General features: G+C 32.4%; 18 protein-coding genes and 1 pseudogene. 4 read left to right on the forward strand and 15 right to left on the reverse strand.

All coding sequences use genetic code 11. The features are described from left to right. Nucleotides 1–161 precede the first annotated feature (161 nt). Complete coding sequence (locus tag ACP7BT_RS08650) at nucleotides 162–491, forward strand: hypothetical protein (protein ID WP_041079344.1); 330 nt, start codon at nucleotides 162–164, stop codon at nucleotides 489–491. Nucleotides 492–686: 195 nt separating this feature from the next. Then, a pseudogene (locus tag ACP7BT_RS08655) lies at nucleotides 687–1,843 on the forward strand (ArgE/DapE family deacylase). 172 nt (nucleotides 1,844–2,015) lie between these two features. Here ACP7BT_RS08655 and ACP7BT_RS08660 read toward each other — a convergent pair. Further along, nucleotides 2,016–2,504, reverse strand: a complete 489-nt coding sequence (locus tag ACP7BT_RS08660) for a helix-turn-helix transcriptional regulator (RefSeq protein ID WP_228481094.1) — start codon at nucleotides 2,502–2,504, stop codon at nucleotides 2,016–2,018. Continuing rightward, nucleotides 2,473–2,820, reverse strand: coding sequence for a cupin domain-containing protein (locus tag ACP7BT_RS08665; protein ID WP_041079346.1), 348 nt, complete (start codon nucleotides 2,818–2,820; stop codon nucleotides 2,473–2,475). Before ACP7BT_RS08665 ends, ACP7BT_RS08660 begins: the two co-directional genes overlap by 32 nt. A gap of 178 nt (nucleotides 2,821–2,998) precedes the next feature. Between ACP7BT_RS08665 and ACP7BT_RS08670 the strand changes: the two genes are divergently transcribed. Next, nucleotides 2,999–3,907 carry a DMT family transporter gene (locus ACP7BT_RS08670; protein WP_041079348.1) on the forward strand — a complete coding sequence of 303 codons (909 nt, stop codon included), beginning with the start codon at nucleotides 2,999–3,001 and terminating at the stop codon, nucleotides 3,905–3,907. A gap of 243 nt (nucleotides 3,908–4,150) precedes the next feature. On the opposite strand, the gene ACP7BT_RS08675 is transcribed toward ACP7BT_RS08670, so the two are convergent. The 13 genes from ACP7BT_RS08675 to nhaC all read right to left on the reverse strand — a co-directional run bounded on the left by ACP7BT_RS08675 (nucleotide 4,151) and on the right by nhaC (nucleotide 18,825). Continuing rightward, on the reverse strand, nucleotides 4,151–5,125 hold the full coding sequence (locus ACP7BT_RS08675; protein WP_002482301.1) for an alpha/beta hydrolase fold domain-containing protein: 975 nt from the start codon (nucleotides 5,123–5,125) through the stop codon (nucleotides 4,151–4,153). Between the two features lie 166 nt (nucleotides 5,126–5,291). Then, nucleotides 5,292–5,693 (reverse strand): GNAT family N-acetyltransferase, encoded by a 402-nt coding sequence (locus ACP7BT_RS08680; RefSeq protein WP_228481097.1) that lies wholly within the window; start codon nucleotides 5,691–5,693, stop codon nucleotides 5,292–5,294. Between the two features lie 520 nt (nucleotides 5,694–6,213). After that, nucleotides 6,214–6,540, reverse strand: a complete 327-nt coding sequence (locus ACP7BT_RS08685) for a thioredoxin family protein (protein WP_011302318.1) — start codon at nucleotides 6,538–6,540, stop codon at nucleotides 6,214–6,216. Between the two features lie 114 nt (nucleotides 6,541–6,654). After that, nucleotides 6,655–7,059, reverse strand: a complete 405-nt coding sequence (locus tag ACP7BT_RS08690) for an acyl-CoA thioesterase (protein WP_172439370.1) — start codon at nucleotides 7,057–7,059, stop codon at nucleotides 6,655–6,657. Nucleotides 7,060–7,181: 122 nt separating this feature from the next. Next, on the reverse strand, nucleotides 7,182–8,171 hold the full coding sequence (locus ACP7BT_RS08695) for a D-cysteine desulfhydrase family protein (protein ID WP_041079351.1): 990 nt from the start codon (nucleotides 8,169–8,171) through the stop codon (nucleotides 7,182–7,184). A gap of 155 nt (nucleotides 8,172–8,326) precedes the next feature. Continuing rightward, nucleotides 8,327–8,890, reverse strand: coding sequence for a GNAT family N-acetyltransferase (locus ACP7BT_RS08700; protein ID WP_228481591.1), 564 nt, complete (start codon nucleotides 8,888–8,890; stop codon nucleotides 8,327–8,329). A 156-nt stretch (nucleotides 8,891–9,046) separates the two neighbouring features. Then, the gene (gene ptsG / locus ACP7BT_RS08705) at nucleotides 9,047–11,083 is read right to left on the reverse strand and encodes a glucose-specific PTS transporter subunit IIBC (RefSeq protein ID WP_041079353.1); all 2,037 of its coding nucleotides are present in this window, start codon (nucleotides 11,081–11,083) and stop codon (nucleotides 9,047–9,049) included. A 236-nt stretch (nucleotides 11,084–11,319) separates the two neighbouring features. Beyond that, nucleotides 11,320–12,714: a YfcC family protein gene (locus ACP7BT_RS08710; protein ID WP_037537637.1), complete on the reverse strand. Its 1,395-nt coding sequence runs from the start codon at nucleotides 12,712–12,714 to the stop codon at nucleotides 11,320–11,322. Nucleotides 12,715–13,047: 333 nt separating this feature from the next. Then, the gene (locus ACP7BT_RS08715; protein ID WP_002482289.1) at nucleotides 13,048–14,790 is read right to left on the reverse strand and encodes a pyruvate oxidase; all 1,743 of its coding nucleotides are present in this window, start codon (nucleotides 14,788–14,790) and stop codon (nucleotides 13,048–13,050) included. A 212-nt stretch (nucleotides 14,791–15,002) separates the two neighbouring features. Next, nucleotides 15,003–15,689 carry an LrgB family protein gene (locus ACP7BT_RS08720; RefSeq protein WP_041079355.1) on the reverse strand — a complete coding sequence of 229 codons (687 nt, stop codon included), beginning with the start codon at nucleotides 15,687–15,689 and terminating at the stop codon, nucleotides 15,003–15,005. Next, nucleotides 15,690–16,085, reverse strand: coding sequence for a CidA/LrgA family protein (locus ACP7BT_RS08725; protein WP_269461536.1), 396 nt, complete (start codon nucleotides 16,083–16,085; stop codon nucleotides 15,690–15,692). Nucleotides 16,086–16,329: 244 nt separating this feature from the next. Beyond that, the gene (cidR, locus tag ACP7BT_RS08730) at nucleotides 16,330–17,205 is read right to left on the reverse strand and encodes a cidABC operon transcriptional activator CidR (RefSeq protein WP_041079359.1); all 876 of its coding nucleotides are present in this window, start codon (nucleotides 17,203–17,205) and stop codon (nucleotides 16,330–16,332) included. A gap of 231 nt (nucleotides 17,206–17,436) precedes the next feature. After that, nucleotides 17,437–18,825 (reverse strand): Na+/H+ antiporter NhaC, encoded by a 1,389-nt coding sequence (gene nhaC, locus ACP7BT_RS08735; RefSeq protein ID WP_052463667.1) that lies wholly within the window; start codon nucleotides 18,823–18,825, stop codon nucleotides 17,437–17,439. A 386-nt stretch (nucleotides 18,826–19,211) separates the two neighbouring features. Here nhaC and ACP7BT_RS08740 point away from each other — a divergent pair, with 386 nt between their 5' ends. Beyond that, nucleotides 19,212–19,643 carry a CHAP domain-containing protein gene (locus tag ACP7BT_RS08740; protein WP_011302307.1) on the forward strand — a complete coding sequence of 144 codons (432 nt, stop codon included), beginning with the start codon at nucleotides 19,212–19,214 and terminating at the stop codon, nucleotides 19,641–19,643. Nucleotides 19,644–19,736: the final 93 nt, after the last annotated feature.

A 19,736-nucleotide genomic window follows, 5' to 3' on the forward strand; every position in this document is an offset into this window, starting at 1 on the left:
AAATATTTTTTTGATTATTTTTTAAAAATATTTTTACTCATCTCAAACAATTTTCAAAAAACAAAAATATAATATTTACTTCAACTTTACATGATATTAAAAATCAAATGTTATCTTGTATGTATTAAGACATATACGAATAAATGATAAGGAGGCAGTTTATGAGTAAGTCAGTTAAATTAGTAGTTTCAATTTATCTTGCAGTAGTTGTAATTATTTGTTGTAGCTATCTAATTATGATTCTAGTTGGTAGTTTTCAAGGAAATGATATGAGAGGTTCTGTGCTAGATACGGATAACACAAAAAATATTGAAAATGTAGACTATATTAACAATACTTTAAAATCATCAGAATCAAATGCATCTCCTTCAGATAGTGTTCCAAAAAATTCACAATCTAGTATCGATACAACTTCAAATAAACTGTCTTCTATACAAGACGCTCATCATACATGGTCTTTAGATAATTCAATTTCTAAAAACCATGTATGATTTTTTTATTTCTATATATAACAATGATTGAAAGCCCTTTTTGATTTAATACGTCATGATATCCAATATTCAAGTTGAACATTCAAATGCAAATACCTTCCCTTTCTGAATTTATGCGATGCCATCTTTAATATATTCGATATAATTAAAATAACTCACATAAATTGTTTATTTATTGAAAAGGGGTTTTTAATTATGAGTAAATTTACAGAAGCTGAAAAAGTTCAAATTCTAGAAGATTTAGTTGCGATTAAATCAGTTAATGACAATGAAATGGAAGTTTGTATGTATTTAAAAGACTTACTATCGCAACATAATATTGATGCTAAGATTGTTAAAATCAATGACACGCGTGCCAATCTAGTTGCTGAAATTGGTGAATCAGGACCAGTCTTAGGTATTTCAGGACATATGGATGTTGTGTCAGAAGGCGATATTAAAAAATGGACATATGATCCATTCAAATTAACTGAAGTTGACGGCAAATTACACGGTCGTGGTGCTGCAGATATGAAATCAGGTTTAGCCGCTTTAGTATTGAGCTTTATTGATATTCATGATCAAGGTTTATTAGAATATGGTAGAATCCGTTTACTCGCCACTGCAGGTGAAGAGATTGTTGTCGAAGGGGCTAAAGCTTTCCAAGAACAAGGTTACATGACAGATGTAGAAGCACTTGTCATCGCTGAACTTTCACAAGACCGCATCATCTATGCACATAAGGGTTCGATGGATATCCGTGTTATTTCCAGAGGTAAAGCATCACATAGTTCAATGCCACAACTTGGTTTCAATGCCATTTCACCACTCGTAAAATTTGTTTACAAAGCGGATGAAGGCTTTAAAAGTTTCAATAAACGTAACGATTTATTAGGTGATGTACTAATGAACGCGACTATTTTCAATGGTGGTAATCAAGTGAATTCAATTCCAGAGCATGCCGAATCTGAATTCAATATACGTACGATTCCAGAACATGATAATGACCAATTCATCACTTATTTTAATGAAATTTTAAAGCAAGTTGAAACCGATAAAACAGATATAGAAATTGACACTTATATGTCTAGACCTCCTGTATATACGACAGGTGAAAATAAATTAGCTTCATTAGCGCATGATTTGGGTAAAAATATTTAAATTCCGATTTACCTCTTGAAGCATCACCTGGCGTAACCGATGCATCCGATTTATTAGTTGATAAAGATGAAGACTTTTCATTCATTATGTATGGACCTGGATTAATACATCAAGCACACCAAGTTGATGAATATGTTGAAAAAGATGTTTATCTTACATTTATAGATTTGTATACAGAATTTTTCCCTACTTATTTAAAAAACATGAAATAATTTATTAACAAGTAATCCAATTACTCAACTTTTATAATACACTTTATAAAAACGACACTTCTGCAAAAGTCGTAACAGCAATATACGCGCTACAAATTTTCACTTATCAGTGTCTATTTTGTAGCGCGTATATTATTTATGTAAATATTTTCTGTTTGCATATTTGATGCGGTTAATTTGTATGATGATATTTTTGGTATTGCTTTGGCGTCATACCGTAGCGTGCTTTAAATACTTTTATAAAATAACTCGTAGTTGAGAATCCACAAGCCATAGCTATTTCTGTAATAGTAGATAACCTATCTTTATCGAGGATAGATTTACTTTGTTCTAGTCTGTATCTCAACAGATATTCAAATGGCGTTTGTTTAACATATTTTTTAAATAATCTTATCGCTTCAGCTTCGCTTAAATAAATATTTTGACTCAGAGGTCCTAGAGTGATTTTATCTTGAAAATGTTTATGTATATAAGACATCATTTGCTTTACTCTATAATCAAAATGGTATGTTAATTCCGTAGGTTGTTGTTTCATATATTGCATGAGCCATTTCACTATCTTATAAAAATAGGTCATGATATCCAGCTGAAAATATGCCTCTTGTTTCTGATATATTGTACCAACGCTTTCAATACATGCTAGTAATGCATGATGACTCAAATTTTTGTGAGATAAATATGTAAGGTACAATTTCAGCTTGTTGTGATATATAACTTAAATATTTATACTCCATATAACTCGAAATATTTGGTATTTCAATATTCCAACAATAAAACTCACTTATATGTTCAAGCCCCTGTATCTCGTGCACAACATTCGAATTAATAAATATGCCATCACCTGTATTTAACACGATGTTTTTGTCACTAATGCGAATAGTCAATTTACCACGTAATACAAATACAAATTGCAATGCACTGTGCCAGCGTATGGGTATCTGTTCCATAAACGCTTGATCTAACCTTGTTTTCAACACAATATGTCACCAATATTCATCAGGGTATTGAATGCGCTCTTCTCCATTATCTTCAATAATTATCCCTTTATACATAGCCTATCACCTCAATATATTGATAATTTTAAACCATTTATTTGTATTATATCAATATTAAGTGCGTTATATTTTAATATATTAATACATCGTAGGTGATAAAATGAAACAACAATCTCGTTTTCTCGGCATTATATTGGCAATATTAGGCGCATCTTTTTGGGGTTTAGGTGGCACAGTTTCTGATTATTTATTTAAACAGCAAAATATCGACATTAACTGGTACGTTACTGCACGACTCTTAATCAGTGGCTTTCTACTGTTAACAATATTTAAAATACTTAACCCTAGGCAGTCCATATTTATAGTATTTCGTAATGTAACCAATACAATACAGTTACTTATATTTTCAACTTTAGGTATGCTACTTGTTCAATATGCTTACATGGCATCAATTAACTATGGTAATGCTGCCATTGCTACCTTATTACAATACATTGCACCTGTTTATATTATTTTGTGGTTTATCATACTCAAAAAAGAAACCTTTAAATTATTTGATGTTATTGCAATATTATTAACACTCACAGGAACATTCTTATTATTAACCAATGGTTCCCTTGACAGTTTAATGGTTTCAAGCTCGAGTATGATTTGGGGTATCATCTCTGGTTTATCGTTAGCCTTCTATACTATTTATGCCAGTAATCTATTATCCAAATTTCCAGCAATACTCGTCGTTGGTTGGGCAATGCTCATTTCTGGTATCTTAATGAATTTCAAAGCACCTATTTGGCAATTCACTATATCTCAAATAGATATAAGTGTGATTTTGTATTTAGCCTTTGGCATTATTTTAGGTACCGCAATGGCATTTTTCTTCTTTATTAAAAGTTTAAATTATTTATCTGCCAAAGAAACTACACTTTTTGGGACAATAGAACCTGTAATGGCAATTGTTGCGAGCGCACTTTGGTTAAAAGTTGTTTTCCTACCATTTCAACTATTAGGTATCGTGCTCATTATTATTCTGATATTAGCACTTTCTTTAAAAAAGGATAAAGAACGATAAATATGTATTGTACATCAATGTAAAACATTAAAACACAACTACTCAATCTTATACTAAAGAGGACTCATCCATCATATACGGACGAGTCCTCTTTAGTTGAGGCAATCATACGATTTTGAAGGTGCATGCTTGCTTAGAACCTAGAGCATAACTTGAGTTGTCAATCTCTTACTCATACTCATACAATGCTCCCTCGGTGACAACAGATTATGAAGTCAGTGACACTACCTCTATCATGTATATTTAATGTTGTTTAATAATTTTGTTGATCTTAGCGATAAATTGTTCTTTTTCTGGTATTGGGAAAATAGGATGTATATGAAATAAATTATATCCTGGCATAAAATCATGTTGAATATTTCGAGCATTCAACATATTTGATAATTTCACTGCGTCTGGATATAACGTTTCTTTCGTCCCTATTGAAATTGTTATATGGCCCAGCCCTTCAATATCACCAAATATAGGAGATACGCGCCAGTCTGTCAAATCAAGGCCATTCGCCCATAATTTTATAAAATATTTACTTCCGTCGATTGCAAGCATTGGGTCTATTTTTTCATAAATTTTTGCTTCCGGATTTGAAAATGTTGCGTCAAGCACTGGAGATATTAAAACGATGTTACTTGGTTGTGCTAAGTTTAACGTTTTAATATATTGTGCAAATGATAAGGCTATTTGGCCTCCTGCAGAGTCACCCATTATTGTGAGTTGATGAGTATTTTCGACTTGTTTCAGTAATTGTGTATATAATGTTTCCAACAATGTGAACGTCTCTTTATAGGTTGCATGTGGTACTTTAGGATATATAGGCATGATTACTTTAGCACCTAGTTCGCCAGCCAGTGAATCTATAAAATCAAAGTGATATTTTAATGGATTTTGGAACCAAGCACCACCATGAATATACAAGACAACTGGTTGTTGTCTATCTTTGTTGTCATTCACAATATATACTGTAGACTCTTGAACTGTAGTCGTTTGGACATTGTGATTGAAATAATAATCCGTACCTTCATATAATGCTTTCGTTTCATCTTTAACCTTCTCTAATGCTTGTTGCGCATTTTCCACATTTAAAAATGAACTTTTCATTTTTGTTGCTCTAATAATGATTTCTTCTAAAAAACTTTTGTAGCTACGTTTTTCTTTAACTTTTGCATATACGTATGATGTGGCAACACCTATACCAACAATAGTGGCTATTTTTCTAATCACGTTAATTATCCTCCTCGCACTTTCTTATACATATATTTTATAACAAATTGAGCAATCATTTTAAATAAAAGGTACTATCTTTATAGTAGATTATAAAGTATATACGCAATTTCCTGTTTATAGAAAATTCTAATGCATCATGCTCAGATTTGTTAAGCGTTAAATTTTAATCTTGGTTTAGCATCATTGCCATATATAATTCATCAAAATAATGTTCTTCCATAAAAACAGATTCATGCTTAATTCCCTCAATTTTAAAACCTAACTTTTCATAAAAGTTAACTGCTGGTTTATTCGAAGTAATCACCGTTAATTCTAGCCTCCTTAATCCTTTGCGTTGTGCCCATTTGATTGTTTCATTAAACATTTGCGTCGCTAAGCCTTGTTGATGTAAGTCATTGATTAAGCCAGTCACAATATATCCAATTTGTCTAACTTTAGCTAACATACTGATATGGACAGATAAATAACCTAATATTTGATTATCGTCCGTTTTAACACCTATATAAAAATTCCTTTTTATATCTTCACTCAGTTTATCTTTATCAAAACTTCTTTCATCAGGCAAATAAAGCATATATTGCGTTTTTTAATCTATCTTTTTCATACAATTATAAAGTGCTTCTGCTTCATTTGGACAGATTCTTTCGATACGCATAAACACCCCCCTTAATGCTATAAATTAAATTTATCATACATTACTTTTTATAATTGAGATATAATTTATCTGATTTTTCTTGTTTCAATTTAACACAACTTTTTTAATTAAAAATAAAAGCATGGAAGTGTGACAGAAATCAAATTTTTTAATAGATATTTCGTAGCCCCAACTATGCAATCAAGGCAAAGATGACGAGGATAAAGGTTTACTTGAGCTAAAGCTCATGCATAAGTCTCACTAGCATTTTTACGTGGCATACATAGGCTTTTGCAAAAGAACAAGTGAGACTTAATATTTTCAATTCAGTCATCTACTGCCTAAACGAAAAAGAGTCTGAGACAACTATTTATGTCCCAGACTCATGCTTCGTTATATCAACGTGATGGTTGTATACATTTTTTATATATAGTTAATACAAATCTTTCTGTTATACCATGCTTTTATACATCAAAGTCAGTTGATGTTCAAATTGTTGCATATCAATAAATCGACCTTGACGATGCATTTCTTTACCATTAAAGTAAATTAAATCTACAGGCACAGTAAAGATAGATAATTCTCCTGCAATCTCCTCTAATTCACTTTGATTAATCACACCTAATGGAACATCAGGAAACTCATTCACTATACCCGCAATTTGAGGTAATACAGCATGACATACGCTACAATGATCTCTCATGATATGAATGACTACAAGCCTATGCTCTGCAATAAATTCATGAAACGCTTCTATCGATGTTAATGTTTTTGGCATTTTGAACACCACCTCTACAACATAAATTGAATATCATTATGTACTGTATTGCTTTGGACAATCAATTATTTTGCTCACTGTAATATCATATTTACACTTTTTCACATATTATGATTAGCTTAAAATCGTTTGAAATACTTCCGGCAATCTCGTTACTTTTTTCTTTTGTAAATCAAAAAATGTCCCACTTTGTTTGCCTATACAATGCACTGCATCCTCTGATTCAATTTCAAACTCAAATTCCCAACGTAGTTTACTTGCTTTTACTAAATAACAACGTCCTACGGGTTTATCATGTATGGTAATGGGTGTTTTGTATTCTGCTTCTGTATTCATTAGAATAGGCGATATTTGTTGATTCATCATATCAGAATATGGCATATATTGATTAATAAAGTCAGTTCGTAAATCTTCAAACCATCTTATATATACAATATTACTTACTATGCCCATCGCATCAATATCATATCCATTTACTTCAAAGTTTCTTTCAGCCACTAATTTTCTTTCAGTCATAATCCTATTCGCTCCTCAAACAACCTTTAATTTATCTATCCTCTATATTATAAGTATATAACTAGCAAATTGCATTTGTTTGAGTTTATTGTTAAAAATGCGATTATTCTTTGTAAAAGTTAAATTTACTTTAATAATGAAAGATCTATTTTATGCAACATCGTTTGCAAACGTAAACGTTTCTCTTGCGTATAGCCTTGTAGTCCACCCGTATGTATAAATAGAATGTTGTCTTGATTATCATACGCACCGGATTTTATTTCATGAACTAAACCTCTAAAAGCTTTTCCAGTATATGTTGGATCTAGTATAATGCCTTCTTTTTGTGCAATATCGATATAAAATTGTAATTCTTCGTCAGTTGCTTTACCATATCCCAGTCCAATATAAGCATCGTTTATCGTAATTGTCTCGTATGATTGAATTGTTTCATCTAATTGCTTTATTATCTCTATCACTTTATTTTTGAATGCATGTGCATTTTGGTCTACTGCATAACCTATAATTTGCGTAGTTTCACAGTTAATCATTTGCCCATACCAAAGACCAGCATACGTACCACCAGAACCAACAGCAACATTGATTGAATCAAAATGTACTTTCAGCTCATCCTGTTGCTTTATGATTTCATTATACGCATTAACGTAACCATGTGTTCCTATCCAATCCGAAGCACCCACTGGAATTAAAAATGGTGTTTTCCCTTGTCCTTCTAATGTCTTATATAGCTTATCCATCGCATCTTCCCGAGAACTTGTTGGTTCGATGATATGTATATGCGCACCTAACATTGCATCTAAAAATAGATTCCCTTCATATTCTGCCATCTCTCCTCTTAGAACAAGATGACATGATACATTACACTTAGCACACAAGGCAGCTGTAGCACGTGCGTGATTCGATGTAATTGCTCCGGTTGTTATAATAGTGTCATATCCATGATCTAATACATATTGCATTGTATACTCGAGTTTACGCACCTTATTACCTGATATTTCTGATCCAGTGTAATCATCTCTCTTAATATAAATATTTTTTCCTAATGCATCACTTAACTGATCTAATTTTTGAATTGGTGTATTTAAATTGGCAATATCTAATTTATTATGTAACATCCTTTAATCTCCTTCATACGTGTCAAATCGCTAACGCTTTATTTTCCGGAAAATATTTTTCATGCTTTTCGTTCCGCTTCGATAATATATTTTTACTTAAGTAATCATCTGTAATTATTATGCATTGATTTTAAAAGAAATAGTTCTACCTGCGCTTAAAAATCTCTTTTCAACAGTACATAGCGATTCATATCTCTAAAGCGTTCACCATTAAACACATCTTCATAATCTGTTGCAACAAATTTAAAGCCCGCTTTTTCTGCTACTTTACAACTCGCTATATTGTTAACATCCGCCATAATAGTTAATTTATTCAGTGATAATGTTTCAAAAGCGTAATGGCATAACTGTTTAACGCATTTTGTAACAATTTGCTTCCCTGTATAGCCTTCTGCTATCCAATATCCAACCTCTGCTTTGTAATTAGCTTGATCAATATGATGTAAATCTATCGTACCAATCATCGTTTCCTCGTAGTAAATCATAAATAACCTAGCCTTATTTTCTGCATGCTGCTGTATCATCATTTTCAAATATGCTTTTTCATCTTCAACGGTTACATCTTCCTTAATAAAATCTAAAAATGGAGATAAATGTGAAAAATTACTTTTAATCAAATCATATAAAGTTTCCGCCATATTTAACTCTGGCGGTATTAGCGAAACATTGGGCATTACATTCATTGCTGGTCTATAATTCATACGTTCACCTGCGATCATTTATTTGTTATCTCTCATGATATTTATATTTTCAGAATATTTCAATACTTTAGACAAAATAAAATAGGAGTAGCTTTGAAATCTATGATGAGATCTCAAAATTCTACTCCTATACTATATGGATGAACTCAAGTGTTTCATCCTAGTTTACAACATTTATTTGTCATCTATCACTTTAATGATTAATTGTTCTGCTGTTACATCTTTGACGTCTTCTACAGATAATTGTCTATCCTCTAAATTAGTAATAATTAATGGCGTAACCGTACTTGGTGCATGGGCTGTTATATAATCTAAATCAATTTGCATCAGTACTTGTCCTTTATGGACTCTATCATCTGTTTCTACAAAACTTTCAAAACCTTCCCCATTCAACTTAACCGTATCTATGCCTATGTGTATTAATAATTCAAGACCTTGATCTGATTCTAATCCAATGGCATGCTTTGTCGGAAAAATGGTTTTCACTGTACCATCGAATGGCGCAACAATTTTACCGTCAGCTGGTATAAACCCAACACCATCGCCCATCATTTTTTGCGCAAAGACTTGGTCTGGCACTTCAGACAACGGTATAACTTGACCATTTCCTGGCGCATAAATGTTTACTTCAGACGCACGTTCGATATGAACTACTTCTTCACTTTCTTCTTCCGTAACTGTCGTCTCTTGAGGTTTTGTAATTTCACCTTTCATTATCAAGGACATGTCGTGTTTAATTTGATCTGATTTAGGACCAAAAATGGCTTGCATATTGTTTCCTACTTCAAGCACACCTGATGCGCCTAATGCTTTCAATCCTGCTACATCAACTTTATCTTTTTCTTTTACTTCCACACGTAATCTTGTAATACATGCATCTAAATGCTTAATATTTTCTTCTCCACCCATTGCTTTCAATACATTAAATGGAAGTTCGCTTGCTGATGAATTTGTAAATTGTGCTTGTTTATCTTCGCGTCCCGGTGTTTTATACTTGAATTTTAAAATTAAGAATCGGAAGACAAAGTAATAAATAAAGGCGTACACAATACCTACAGGAATCACTAACCACCATTGTGTCTTGTTTGGTAATACACCTAGTAAGACGTAGTCTATAAATCCTCCTGAGAAGGTATATCCCAAATGTACATTTAATAAATATAAAATTAAGAATGATAAACCATCCAATATTGCATGCACAAAGAATAATACTGGCGCTACAAATAAAAATGAAAATTCTAATGGTTCTGTAATCCCTGTTAAGAAAGAAGTTAATGCAGCTGATCCCATTAAGCCAGCTACGACTTTTTTATTTTCAGGTTTTGCTGTATGATAAATGGCTAAAGCTGCTGCAGGGAGACCAAACATCATCACTGGAAATTCACCTTGCATAAATTTACCTGCAGTTAATTTACTACCTTCACGTATTTGTTCAATGAAGATACGTTGATCCCCATGAATCATTTCTCCAGCTGCATTTTTCCATGCACCAAATTCAAACCAGAATGGTGCGTGGAAGATATGATGTAACCCAAATGGTATCAATAATCGTTTAATAAATCCAAAGAGAAATACGGCTAATCCAGTATTCGAGTCAAGTAAACCTTCACTAAATGCATTTAAGCCTGTTTGAATACTCGGCCATATCCATGCCATTGGAAACGCTAATATGAATGATGTTGTTGCCATCATAATAGGTACAAAACGTTTACCTGCAAAGAAACCTAAGTAAGACGGTAACGAAATATTATAGAATTTGTTATAACACCAGGCTGCTAGTGCACCAATAATAATACCGCCAAATACACCTGTTTGTAATGTTGGGATACCTAACACACTTGCGTAGCCACTCGCTGCATCATTTACATTATCAGGAGATACATGTAAAAATGCACCCATTGTTTTGTTCATTACAAGATAACCTACAAATGCTGCAATAGCTGCAACTCCATCACCACTTGCTAACCCAATTGCGACACCCATCGCAAAAATCATAGGTAAATTATCAAATATAATACCTCCGGCACCGGTCATCATTTCTGCGACACTTTGAACCCCCCCATTTTGAATAAATGGTAAGTAGTGTTGTAACGATTCACCTTGCATCGCAGTACCAATTGCTAATAATAGCCCGGCAGCGGGTAAAATAGCGACTGGTAACATTAATGCTTTACCAATACGCTGTAGCTGTCCAAATAGCTTTTTAAACATATAAAAACATCCCTTCAAAAATTTAAAATTTTATCAAAACCACCAAAAAGCGCACAAAAAAAGACATGAACAAACAGACTATCTCAGATAGTCATTATGTTTGCTCATGCCTGCCTAACCAGTAACACGCAATTTGACGATTATTTTTTTATATTATATAACGCTTTCATTAAAGATACAATAACTAATTGCAAATTTATTTTATTTTTTTGATCTCAATCTAAATACCCTTGTGATTAGTAACCTACAATTAATGCAATCGACATACCAATACAACAGATAAGTACCCAAGTTAAAATAATCTTCCAAGCAAACTTCAACCATTGTGTATACGTGATTTTACCGACTGCTAAAGCGCCCATTAAAATAGCCGACGTAGGAAATAATACATTACTTATTGCATCACCATATTGAAATGCTAATACAGTGATTTGACGATTAATATCTAATAAATCTGATATCGGTACCATAAGCGGCATGGTCGTCAACGCTTGTCCCGATCCAGATGGAATAAAGAAATTTAACATGAATTGTAAAATGAACATTCCGATGATGACTAATGCTGATGGAACACCATTTAATAATGTCGTCATACCATAGACAATACTGTCTATGACTTGTCCGTTTTCCAAAATAACAATAATCCCCTTAGCAAATCCTACAATCATTGCCCCAAACAAAATATCTTTCATACCATCAATCATTGCATCAAATGTACCATTTAAACCAAGTCCACCAATAAATCCAGCAAGTAAACCTGCCAATATAAAATTCGCACTCATTTCATTGAATGACCAACCATATGAAAAAATACCGTATACATTTAAGATAATTGCTAGAACGATTAAGCCTAAACCACATGCTTGTCTTTTGGTAAAACGAGCTATATGCATGGACGTAACCGTATGTCCTTCAGATTGTTCTAATTCATAAACATAACTTTTTGTTTTATCATGCTTAACTTTACGCGCATATAACATCACTGTAGTGATAGCGGCAATTAAAATGAAAATATAGATGATGGAACGTAGACCCCATCCTGAAAACATCGGTAATTCTGCTACTGTTTGAGCAACACCTACAGTAAACGGATTTAACATACCACCCATAAAACCACTCGCTGCGCCTAATATAACCATAGCAGCACCAGTAAGCGCATCATAACCTAAAGTACGTGCAATGATGATCCCAATAGGTACAAAAATAATTGTTTCTTCTGCTAAACCAATTGAAAAACCTAAGATTGAAAAAATCGTCATCGTCAATGGAATCATCAGCACTTTATATTTTCCTAATGATTGCATTGCTTTATTTACACCATTTTCAAATGCACCCGTTTTATGTACAATGCCAAACGCGCCACCTACAAGAAAGATATAAAATACAATTTCGCCACCACTCATCAATCCTTCTGGAATTGCACGAAAAATATCGAAAAATGAAACACCGTGCTGTTGTACTTGTTCATACGAACCAGGAACGACAAGCGTCTGCCCATCTTTTTTCTCCCTGGCATATTCTCCAGCAGGAATTAAATATGTTAATATGCTAGAAATAATGATGATCATGAGTAACAGTGCATATGTATGTGGTGTTTTTATACGTAAATGCCTAAAGCTATGTTTCCCCATATTTTAACTTCCTCTCCCAACTATAAGTACGCTTTAAAATGTTCATTTATTTAAAATTTGTATAAGTCTTATTTTTATATTATGCCATTTACATATATAATTATCAGAATATTGCGCTTACTCTATTATCCCATAGTCCTAATTTTAATCAATACTAAAGCGACAAAAAACGAAAACAAAATACAAATAGCAGGCCGAGATATTATTAAACATCTTGGCCTGCTATTCTAATAGAAAATCAATAACTAAATTATTAAATTATAGCAACCTAGTTATCCATTTTTAAATATTATTTTAGTCAAATAAACACGTTGCTACGTTCCGTTTTAACTATTAGAAGAAACGTTTAACGGCAGTTGACATTGGAGGGATTTCATCTAAATCTAGTTTTTTATCTTCTGTAATAGATCTGTATGCCCATTTACCATAATTAATTGCTTCATCTTTAACAATTTTACCAGGTAATGGTGCAGCATTTGGATCAACATAAACATTTACTATTGTTGGTTTATCTTGAGACATTGCTTCTTCCACTACTTCGTCAATTCTATTTGGATCTTTCAATGTATAACCAACACCGCCACAGCTTTCAGCAAATTTTGCTAAATCCATATCTGTGAAATTAATTGCATATTCTAATTCGCCCGCTGCTTGTTGTTCATATTTAATGAATGATAATTCTTGGTTATTTAATACAAAAATTGTCATTGGTAAATCATATTGAACGGCAGTTGCAAAATCTTGCATAACCATTTCGAAAGCACCGTCACCAGCAATACCGACAACTTGGCGATTTGGGTAAGCGCGTTTTGCTGCAATAGCACCAGGTAATGCACAACCCATTGTACCTAACCAACTTGAAACGATAAATTTGTTATTTACAGTTAAGTTTAAATAACGCGTAGACCAAACAGTTGAAGTACCAACATCAATAGAGAAGATGGCATCATCTGTTCTAACTTGATTGATAGCATCCATGAGACGTTCAGGGCGGATAGGCGAACTGCTGTCTGCCATATCTTTTGCCATCCATGAATCCCAAGTCGCTTTTCTTTCAAGTGTTTTATTTAAGAAATCACGATTTTTAACGTGTTTTGCTGAATCAGTTAGTTGTTGTAACGCTAATTTACTATCACCAATGATACCAGCATTTACATCGAAACGGTGTCCAATATTTTCAGGATTTGTATCGACTTGAATTGCTTTAATATTTTTCTTAGGTAAATAATCTACATAAGGGTAGTTCGTACCTACCATAATCAATAAGTCTGCATCTTGAATTGTTTGATAAGATACTTTCGTACCAATCTTACCTAAATTACCTAAGTTATAAGGGTGGTCATCTGCAAGAATCCCTTTCGCAGGTAACGTAACAATTGTTGGGATTTTAAATGCTTCGATAAATTCACGTACTTCATCTTTAGCGTGTTTCGCACCTGTACCAAGTAACATCACTGGACGTTTACTTTTATTTATTAATTTAGTTGCTTTTTTAACACTACGAGGTTTTGGCGCAACTCTTGCTGGAGGTGCAGTATCTACACCTTTGCTTGTAGTATCTTTAACTTTATTATTTAATAAGTTGTTTGGAAGAATTAACACCGCAACACCTTTTTTCTCATAAGCTGTGCGAATCGCTTCATTCACGATACCAAATACGTCTTTATCATTTTCAGAAATTTGATGTTTATATACAGCAACATCATCAACCATGTTACTAATATCAGTTTCTTGGAAAGCTTTTGTACCTAAAGCAGTACTATCTGTTTGTCCTGCTAAAATAAGTTGCGGTACGTTATCCATTTTGGCGTCATACATACCATTAAGTAAATGTACAACACCTGGACCACCAATACTTAATGCGACACCAATTTTACCTGTTAGTTTAGTGTAACTTGCAGCAGCTAAACTTCCGACTTCTTCATGACGCACATGTACAAACTCAATATTATCTCTTTCCGTTCTTAATCTATCAACTACTGCATCTATTGAGTCACCTGGAATACCATAAATATGATCAATATCCCATGCTTGTAATGCTTTTACTAATGCTTCATTTGCTTTAATCTTGCCCATTATTAAAAACTCCCTTCATTTTTTAAATCGACTTCAATCGAATTTTTAAAGCTAATTTTAAGATAGATGTGGAACAGTAAGCTGATTTTCTAATATCTTTTTTTAAATAAAGGAGTAGTTCTTTAAAATATTTACATTAATTTCATTTAACTCCAGCTCACTGATACCACATCATTACTTAAATGTACAAATTGATTATAACGCATACCTATTTAGTATAAAAATAGTATGAGTATAGGTAAAACAATTGAACTTAGAACTGCTGTTAAAATCATACCAATTGAACTATAAGCACCAGTTTCTGAATCAATATCAAGTGCTTGAGCAGTACCAAAGGCATGTGATGCGTTACCATAAGTCATTCCTTTAGCAATTGAAGATCTAAATCTTCCTAATCTTAATAAATAAGCGCCTAAAATGCTACCAATCAAACCTGTCGTTATAATAAACATAACCGTAATTGTATCAATGCCACCTAGTTGATCTGACACTTCAATACCTACTGCAGCGGTCATTGATCTTGGTAACATCGTTACAATAGTTTCTTTAGAATAGCCAAATAATTTTAATATACTAAATACAAATACAAAATTTAACATGACCGCCATCAATACACTACTAAAAATAACACGCGCATACTTTAAAATTTTATGACGGTTTTGATAAAGTGGGAAAGCTAAACAAACCACCGTACAATTCAATAAATAATTAATCCATTTTCCACCGAGCATGTAAGTCTTGTAATCTAGTCTAAATAATAATAGAACAATAATAATACCAATAGATGCTATAAGTGCAGGATTCAAAAATGGAGTTTGAAATTTTTGTTGTAGCTTTTTCGCGCCAATATACATTGCTATTGTTAAAATAATCATTATTATCGCTTCTAAAATCAACATCTAATTAACTCCATTCCCGTCTTGTTTATTTTTAACCATTTTTTCAGCTATAAAGCCTGAAATTAAAGCTACGCAACATGTACCAAGAAGAATCATTGAGAAGAATAAAATGAAATTCAAATTAATCATTGGTACAACATCCATGATTCCTACTACTGAAGGTACAAAGAAAAATACCATTGTCGTTAGGAAAAAATTTGACCCTTCATTTACCCATTTTTCTGGAATTACTTTAAATTGTAATAATAAGAAAAATAATAATAATCCTACGATACTGCCTGCAATGGGTATATGCATATAACGTTGAATTACATTACCTAAATAAGTAATCCCCATAATCACTAATACTTGAATCAACACTGTTATTATCTTTTTAAATTGTTGCAATAGCATCATTCCTTAATTGCATTTTTTTCTACTTGCTTTCTTGATTACAATTACTAGTATAGAATGATTATTCTTATAATAAAAATATTGAATTTTTATATGACCTATTATGATTATGAATGAAAGCGGTTTGATTAATCATTTCAGATAATAAATCCTCTTATTCTAATGAATTACGCATAAAAACCGAAAAGATATCTTATTTAATGTAAGATTTCTTTTCGGCTTTTATTAAGTGTATACATGTTTATCTTTATAATCTTTCTTTCATAAAATCAATCCACTGTTTCGTTGCATGACTTAGGTACTTATCTTTTTTCCAAATCACACCTAATTCCCAACGCATACCTGGATCTTCTAATCTTTTGTTACTAAAACTACTATCTAATAAATGTACAATATTTTCGGGTAATATGCTGACTCCTAAATGGGCGTTCAATAAGTTTTCGATAAAATTCCACTGTGAAATTTTAGAAATCGTATTAGGAATAAATCCGGCATTTTTCGCCGCTTCAATAATTTTGTCGTTCAAATAAAAATCTTCATTAAATAAAATGAAGTCTTCATCTTTTAACATACTCATATCAACATGCGCTTCATTCGCTAAATGATGTTCTTTATTTAATACTAATTTTAAATCTTCTTGATATAACGTCACAGAATGAAAAATGGACTGATCAACCGGTAATGTTGTGATGCCTATATCGATTTCATCATTAATTAATTGTGTTTCTATCATTTTCCCGCCATTTTCGACAAGACTATAGGTAACATTAGGATATTTTTGATGAAATTCACCTAAAATATTAATAAATTGGTTCATGTTCATCACAGCAGACAATCCTATACTGATATGCCCGGTTTCCAATCCTAAAAGGCTATTGATTTCTTTCGGCACATCATTATATAACGTTAAGATTTCCTTACATTTTTTATAAAAAATCGAACCCGCATCGGTTAAGACAAGTTGTCGCTTACTGCGATCAAACAATGTCATATCTAATTCTTGTTCTAAATCTTTAATCGCTTTACTTATTGTCGGTTGAGCGATAAATAAATGTTTTGAAGCATTCGTCATACCTTTTTGGTCAACAACTTCAACAAAATATTTCATATGTTTAATGTCCATGTATTCACTCCTTTGCATATATTTATTTAATATTATTCAGTATACGTTGAAATTTCAATAATTCAATAATATCGTAGGACTGAAACCTAAGTTACTATTAGGCTTACATCCCACTTTAGACATTTCAACTAAAAAAATGAATACAGAACATATATTCAATACATTTTATAAACTATCATAACACGTACAAAATAAAATTATTTTCTTTTATTTATTAAATTCGTTTCAGTTTTAAGCATTATTCGCATCATTTGTTTGTGTTAATTTATTTGGTTGATTAGTTATTTCATTATCTTGATTGCTAAGTTTAACAATTTTAAATCCAATATAACCAAATATTATTGAGATGATAGGGACTGTATAATTTAATATCGCATAGGGTGCATATTCTATTACTGAAACACCTAAGGTAGATGCAATAAATACGCCGCATGTATTCCAAGGTACAAATACAGAACTTAATGTACCGCCATCTTCCAGTGCTCTCGAAAGGTTTTTAGGATGCAATTCCTTCTCCTTAAAGGCATTAATATACATGCGAGAAGGTACGATGATTGATATGTATTGCTCTGAACAAGTAATATTTGTGCCGATACATGATACGATGACCGATGCTATTAATGTACCTGTAGACTTTGCAATTTTAAGTATCTGAGTGATTAAAGCCTTTAGCATACCTGAGTACTCTAATACGCCACCAAATGTCATCGCTACTAATGTTAAAGAAATTGTGTAGAACATAGATTCTAATCCACCACGGTTGAATAATTCATCTACAAGTTTATTACCTGAATCAATCGTATACCCTGTTTGTAGCGCGGTTAATGCTTCTGTAATCGTACCACCTTGTACAAAGATTTGTGCAAAAAATCCAAGAACAATCCCCATACAGATGGCTGGAATCGCCGGTACTTTTAATACAACTAGAGCTATGACGATTAAAGGAATTAATAATAACCATGGCGTAATTAAAAAGTGATTTTGCATGGTTTCTAGAATGGCATTAATGTTTTTTGTATCAAAGTTTTTCGTCCCAAAACGGTGACCAATAATAAAGAATGCAACCAGTGAAATGATTAAAGCTGGAATCGTTGTATAGAACATATGTTTAATGTGCTCAAATAAATCAACGCCTGTTAAGCCAGAAGCCAAGTTCGTGGTATCAGAAAGCGGGCTCATTTTATCACCAAAATATGCACCACAAATGACCGCACCAGCAACCATACCAGCTGAAATCCCCATACTGATTCCAATGCCCATTGATGCTACTCCCACCGTTGCCATCGTTGACCAACTACTGCCAATCGCTAACGCAACAATACCGCACAAAATAATAACTACAACCAAGAAATATCTTGGATCTATCAATTGCAACCCATAATAAATCATAGTCGCAACCACACCACTACCAATCCATGAGCCGATTACTAAACCAACTAATATAATGATGACAATCGCTGGTAAAGCATGTCGTATGCCCTTATACATCATTTCTTCTACTTCACTGAATTCATAACCATGTATTAAGGTAACTAAAATAGCCACTGCTGTACCAATTAATAATGGGATGTGTGGTTCTTTTTCAAGCACAGCCACTGTTATAAGCATTGCTACAATCATGGTAATTAAAGTAAATAGCGCTGCACTGAAACCTAAAGTCTTTTTCGCTTTGCGTCTACTGCTATTATTGTTCGTTTTTCTACTAAAAATAATAGCCACCTCCTTTGTTAATAAAATCATACTCGAAAACGGAAACGCTTACAACACTTTACTTATTATTTAATTATATAATTAATTTTTATTTTTTTAATGATAGTTGGACAATTAATGATATTGATTTGTGATATTGACTTTTAAATATGTACTTATTCAGATGTCATATTACAATTGTGTGGCATATATTTCTTCCTTGTTAAAGTTATTTGTAATAATTGTTTATATTATTGTACTTTTTATTTCTCAACCTTATTATAAAAATACAATTTTAAAAATGACTGGAGATATGTATGAATATTAAAAAGAAATTAGTAAATGTATTTATTGCAACTACGCTATTAATGACAGGGACAGTCACTTTTCAAGCGATTAATGAATCACAAACTACAAATGCTGCTGTTAACTATTACTATAAAAACCAATGTACTTGGTATGTATTTAAAAAACGTGCGAGTGTCGGTAAAGCTGTACCAAATGGTTGGGGTAATGCAAAGTACTGGTACAGTAAAGCTAAAAAAGCCGGATATCGTGTAGGAAAAAAACCAGCAAAACGTGCTGTCATGCAATCTACTAGTGGCACATACGGTCATGTAGCATATGTAGAAACCGTTTATAATAATGGTAGTATTAAAGTCTCTGAATATAATTACAATCGACCTTTAGCCTATGGAACAAGAGTGTTAAGCAAATCCTCTGCAGCGAAGTACAATTACATTTATTAGTTTCTATTTAGACTAAATAGATGCAAATCATAATTGCCATAGAAATCTTTCTAGATTAGCCAGCGTTTTATATAACTGTTACAAGTACGCCAT

The organism is Staphylococcus sp. Y174-1 (assembly GCF_049897865.1).
Lineage (GTDB): Bacteria > Bacillota > Bacilli > Staphylococcales > Staphylococcaceae > Staphylococcus > Staphylococcus saprophyticus.

Excerpts from the sequence above, each read along its gene's own strand:
- ACP7BT_RS08720 (WP_041079355.1), bottom strand. The coding sequence starts at position 15,689 with ATGTTGATTTTAGAAGCGATAATAATGATTATTTTAACAATAGCAATG.
- ACP7BT_RS08715 (WP_002482289.1), bottom strand. The coding sequence starts at position 14,790 with ATGGGCAAGATTAAAGCAAATGAAGCATTAGTAAAAGCATTACAAGCA.
- ACP7BT_RS08695 (WP_041079351.1), bottom strand. The coding sequence starts at position 8,171 with ATGTTACATAATAAATTAGATATTGCCAATTTAAATACACCAATTCAA.
- ACP7BT_RS08685 (WP_011302318.1), bottom strand. The coding sequence starts at position 6,540 with ATGCCAAAAACATTAACATCGATAGAAGCGTTTCATGAATTTATTGCA.
- nhaC (WP_052463667.1), bottom strand. The coding sequence starts at position 18,825 with ATGATTGTAGCAATGCTTATAACAGTGGCTGTGCTTGAAAAAGAACCA.
- ACP7BT_RS08725 (WP_269461536.1), bottom strand. The coding sequence starts at position 16,085 with ATGATGCTATTGCAACAATTTAAAAAGATAATAACAGTGTTGATTCAA.
- ptsG (WP_041079353.1), bottom strand. The coding sequence starts at position 11,083 with ATGTTTAAAAAGCTATTTGGACAGCTACAGCGTATTGGTAAAGCATTA.
- ACP7BT_RS08700 (WP_228481591.1), bottom strand. The coding sequence starts at position 8,890 with ATGATCGCAGGTGAACGTATGAATTATAGACCAGCAATGAATGTAATG.
- ACP7BT_RS08710 (WP_037537637.1), bottom strand. The coding sequence starts at position 12,714 with ATGGGGAAACATAGCTTTAGGCATTTACGTATAAAAACACCACATACA.
- ACP7BT_RS08740 (WP_011302307.1), top strand. The coding sequence starts at position 19,212 with ATGAATATTAAAAAGAAATTAGTAAATGTATTTATTGCAACTACGCTA.
- cidR (WP_041079359.1), bottom strand. The coding sequence starts at position 17,205 with ATGGACATTAAACATATGAAATATTTTGTTGAAGTTGTTGACCAAAAA.
- ACP7BT_RS08650 (WP_041079344.1), top strand. The coding sequence starts at position 162 with ATGAGTAAGTCAGTTAAATTAGTAGTTTCAATTTATCTTGCAGTAGTT.
- ACP7BT_RS08670 (WP_041079348.1), top strand. The coding sequence starts at position 2,999 with ATGAAACAACAATCTCGTTTTCTCGGCATTATATTGGCAATATTAGGC.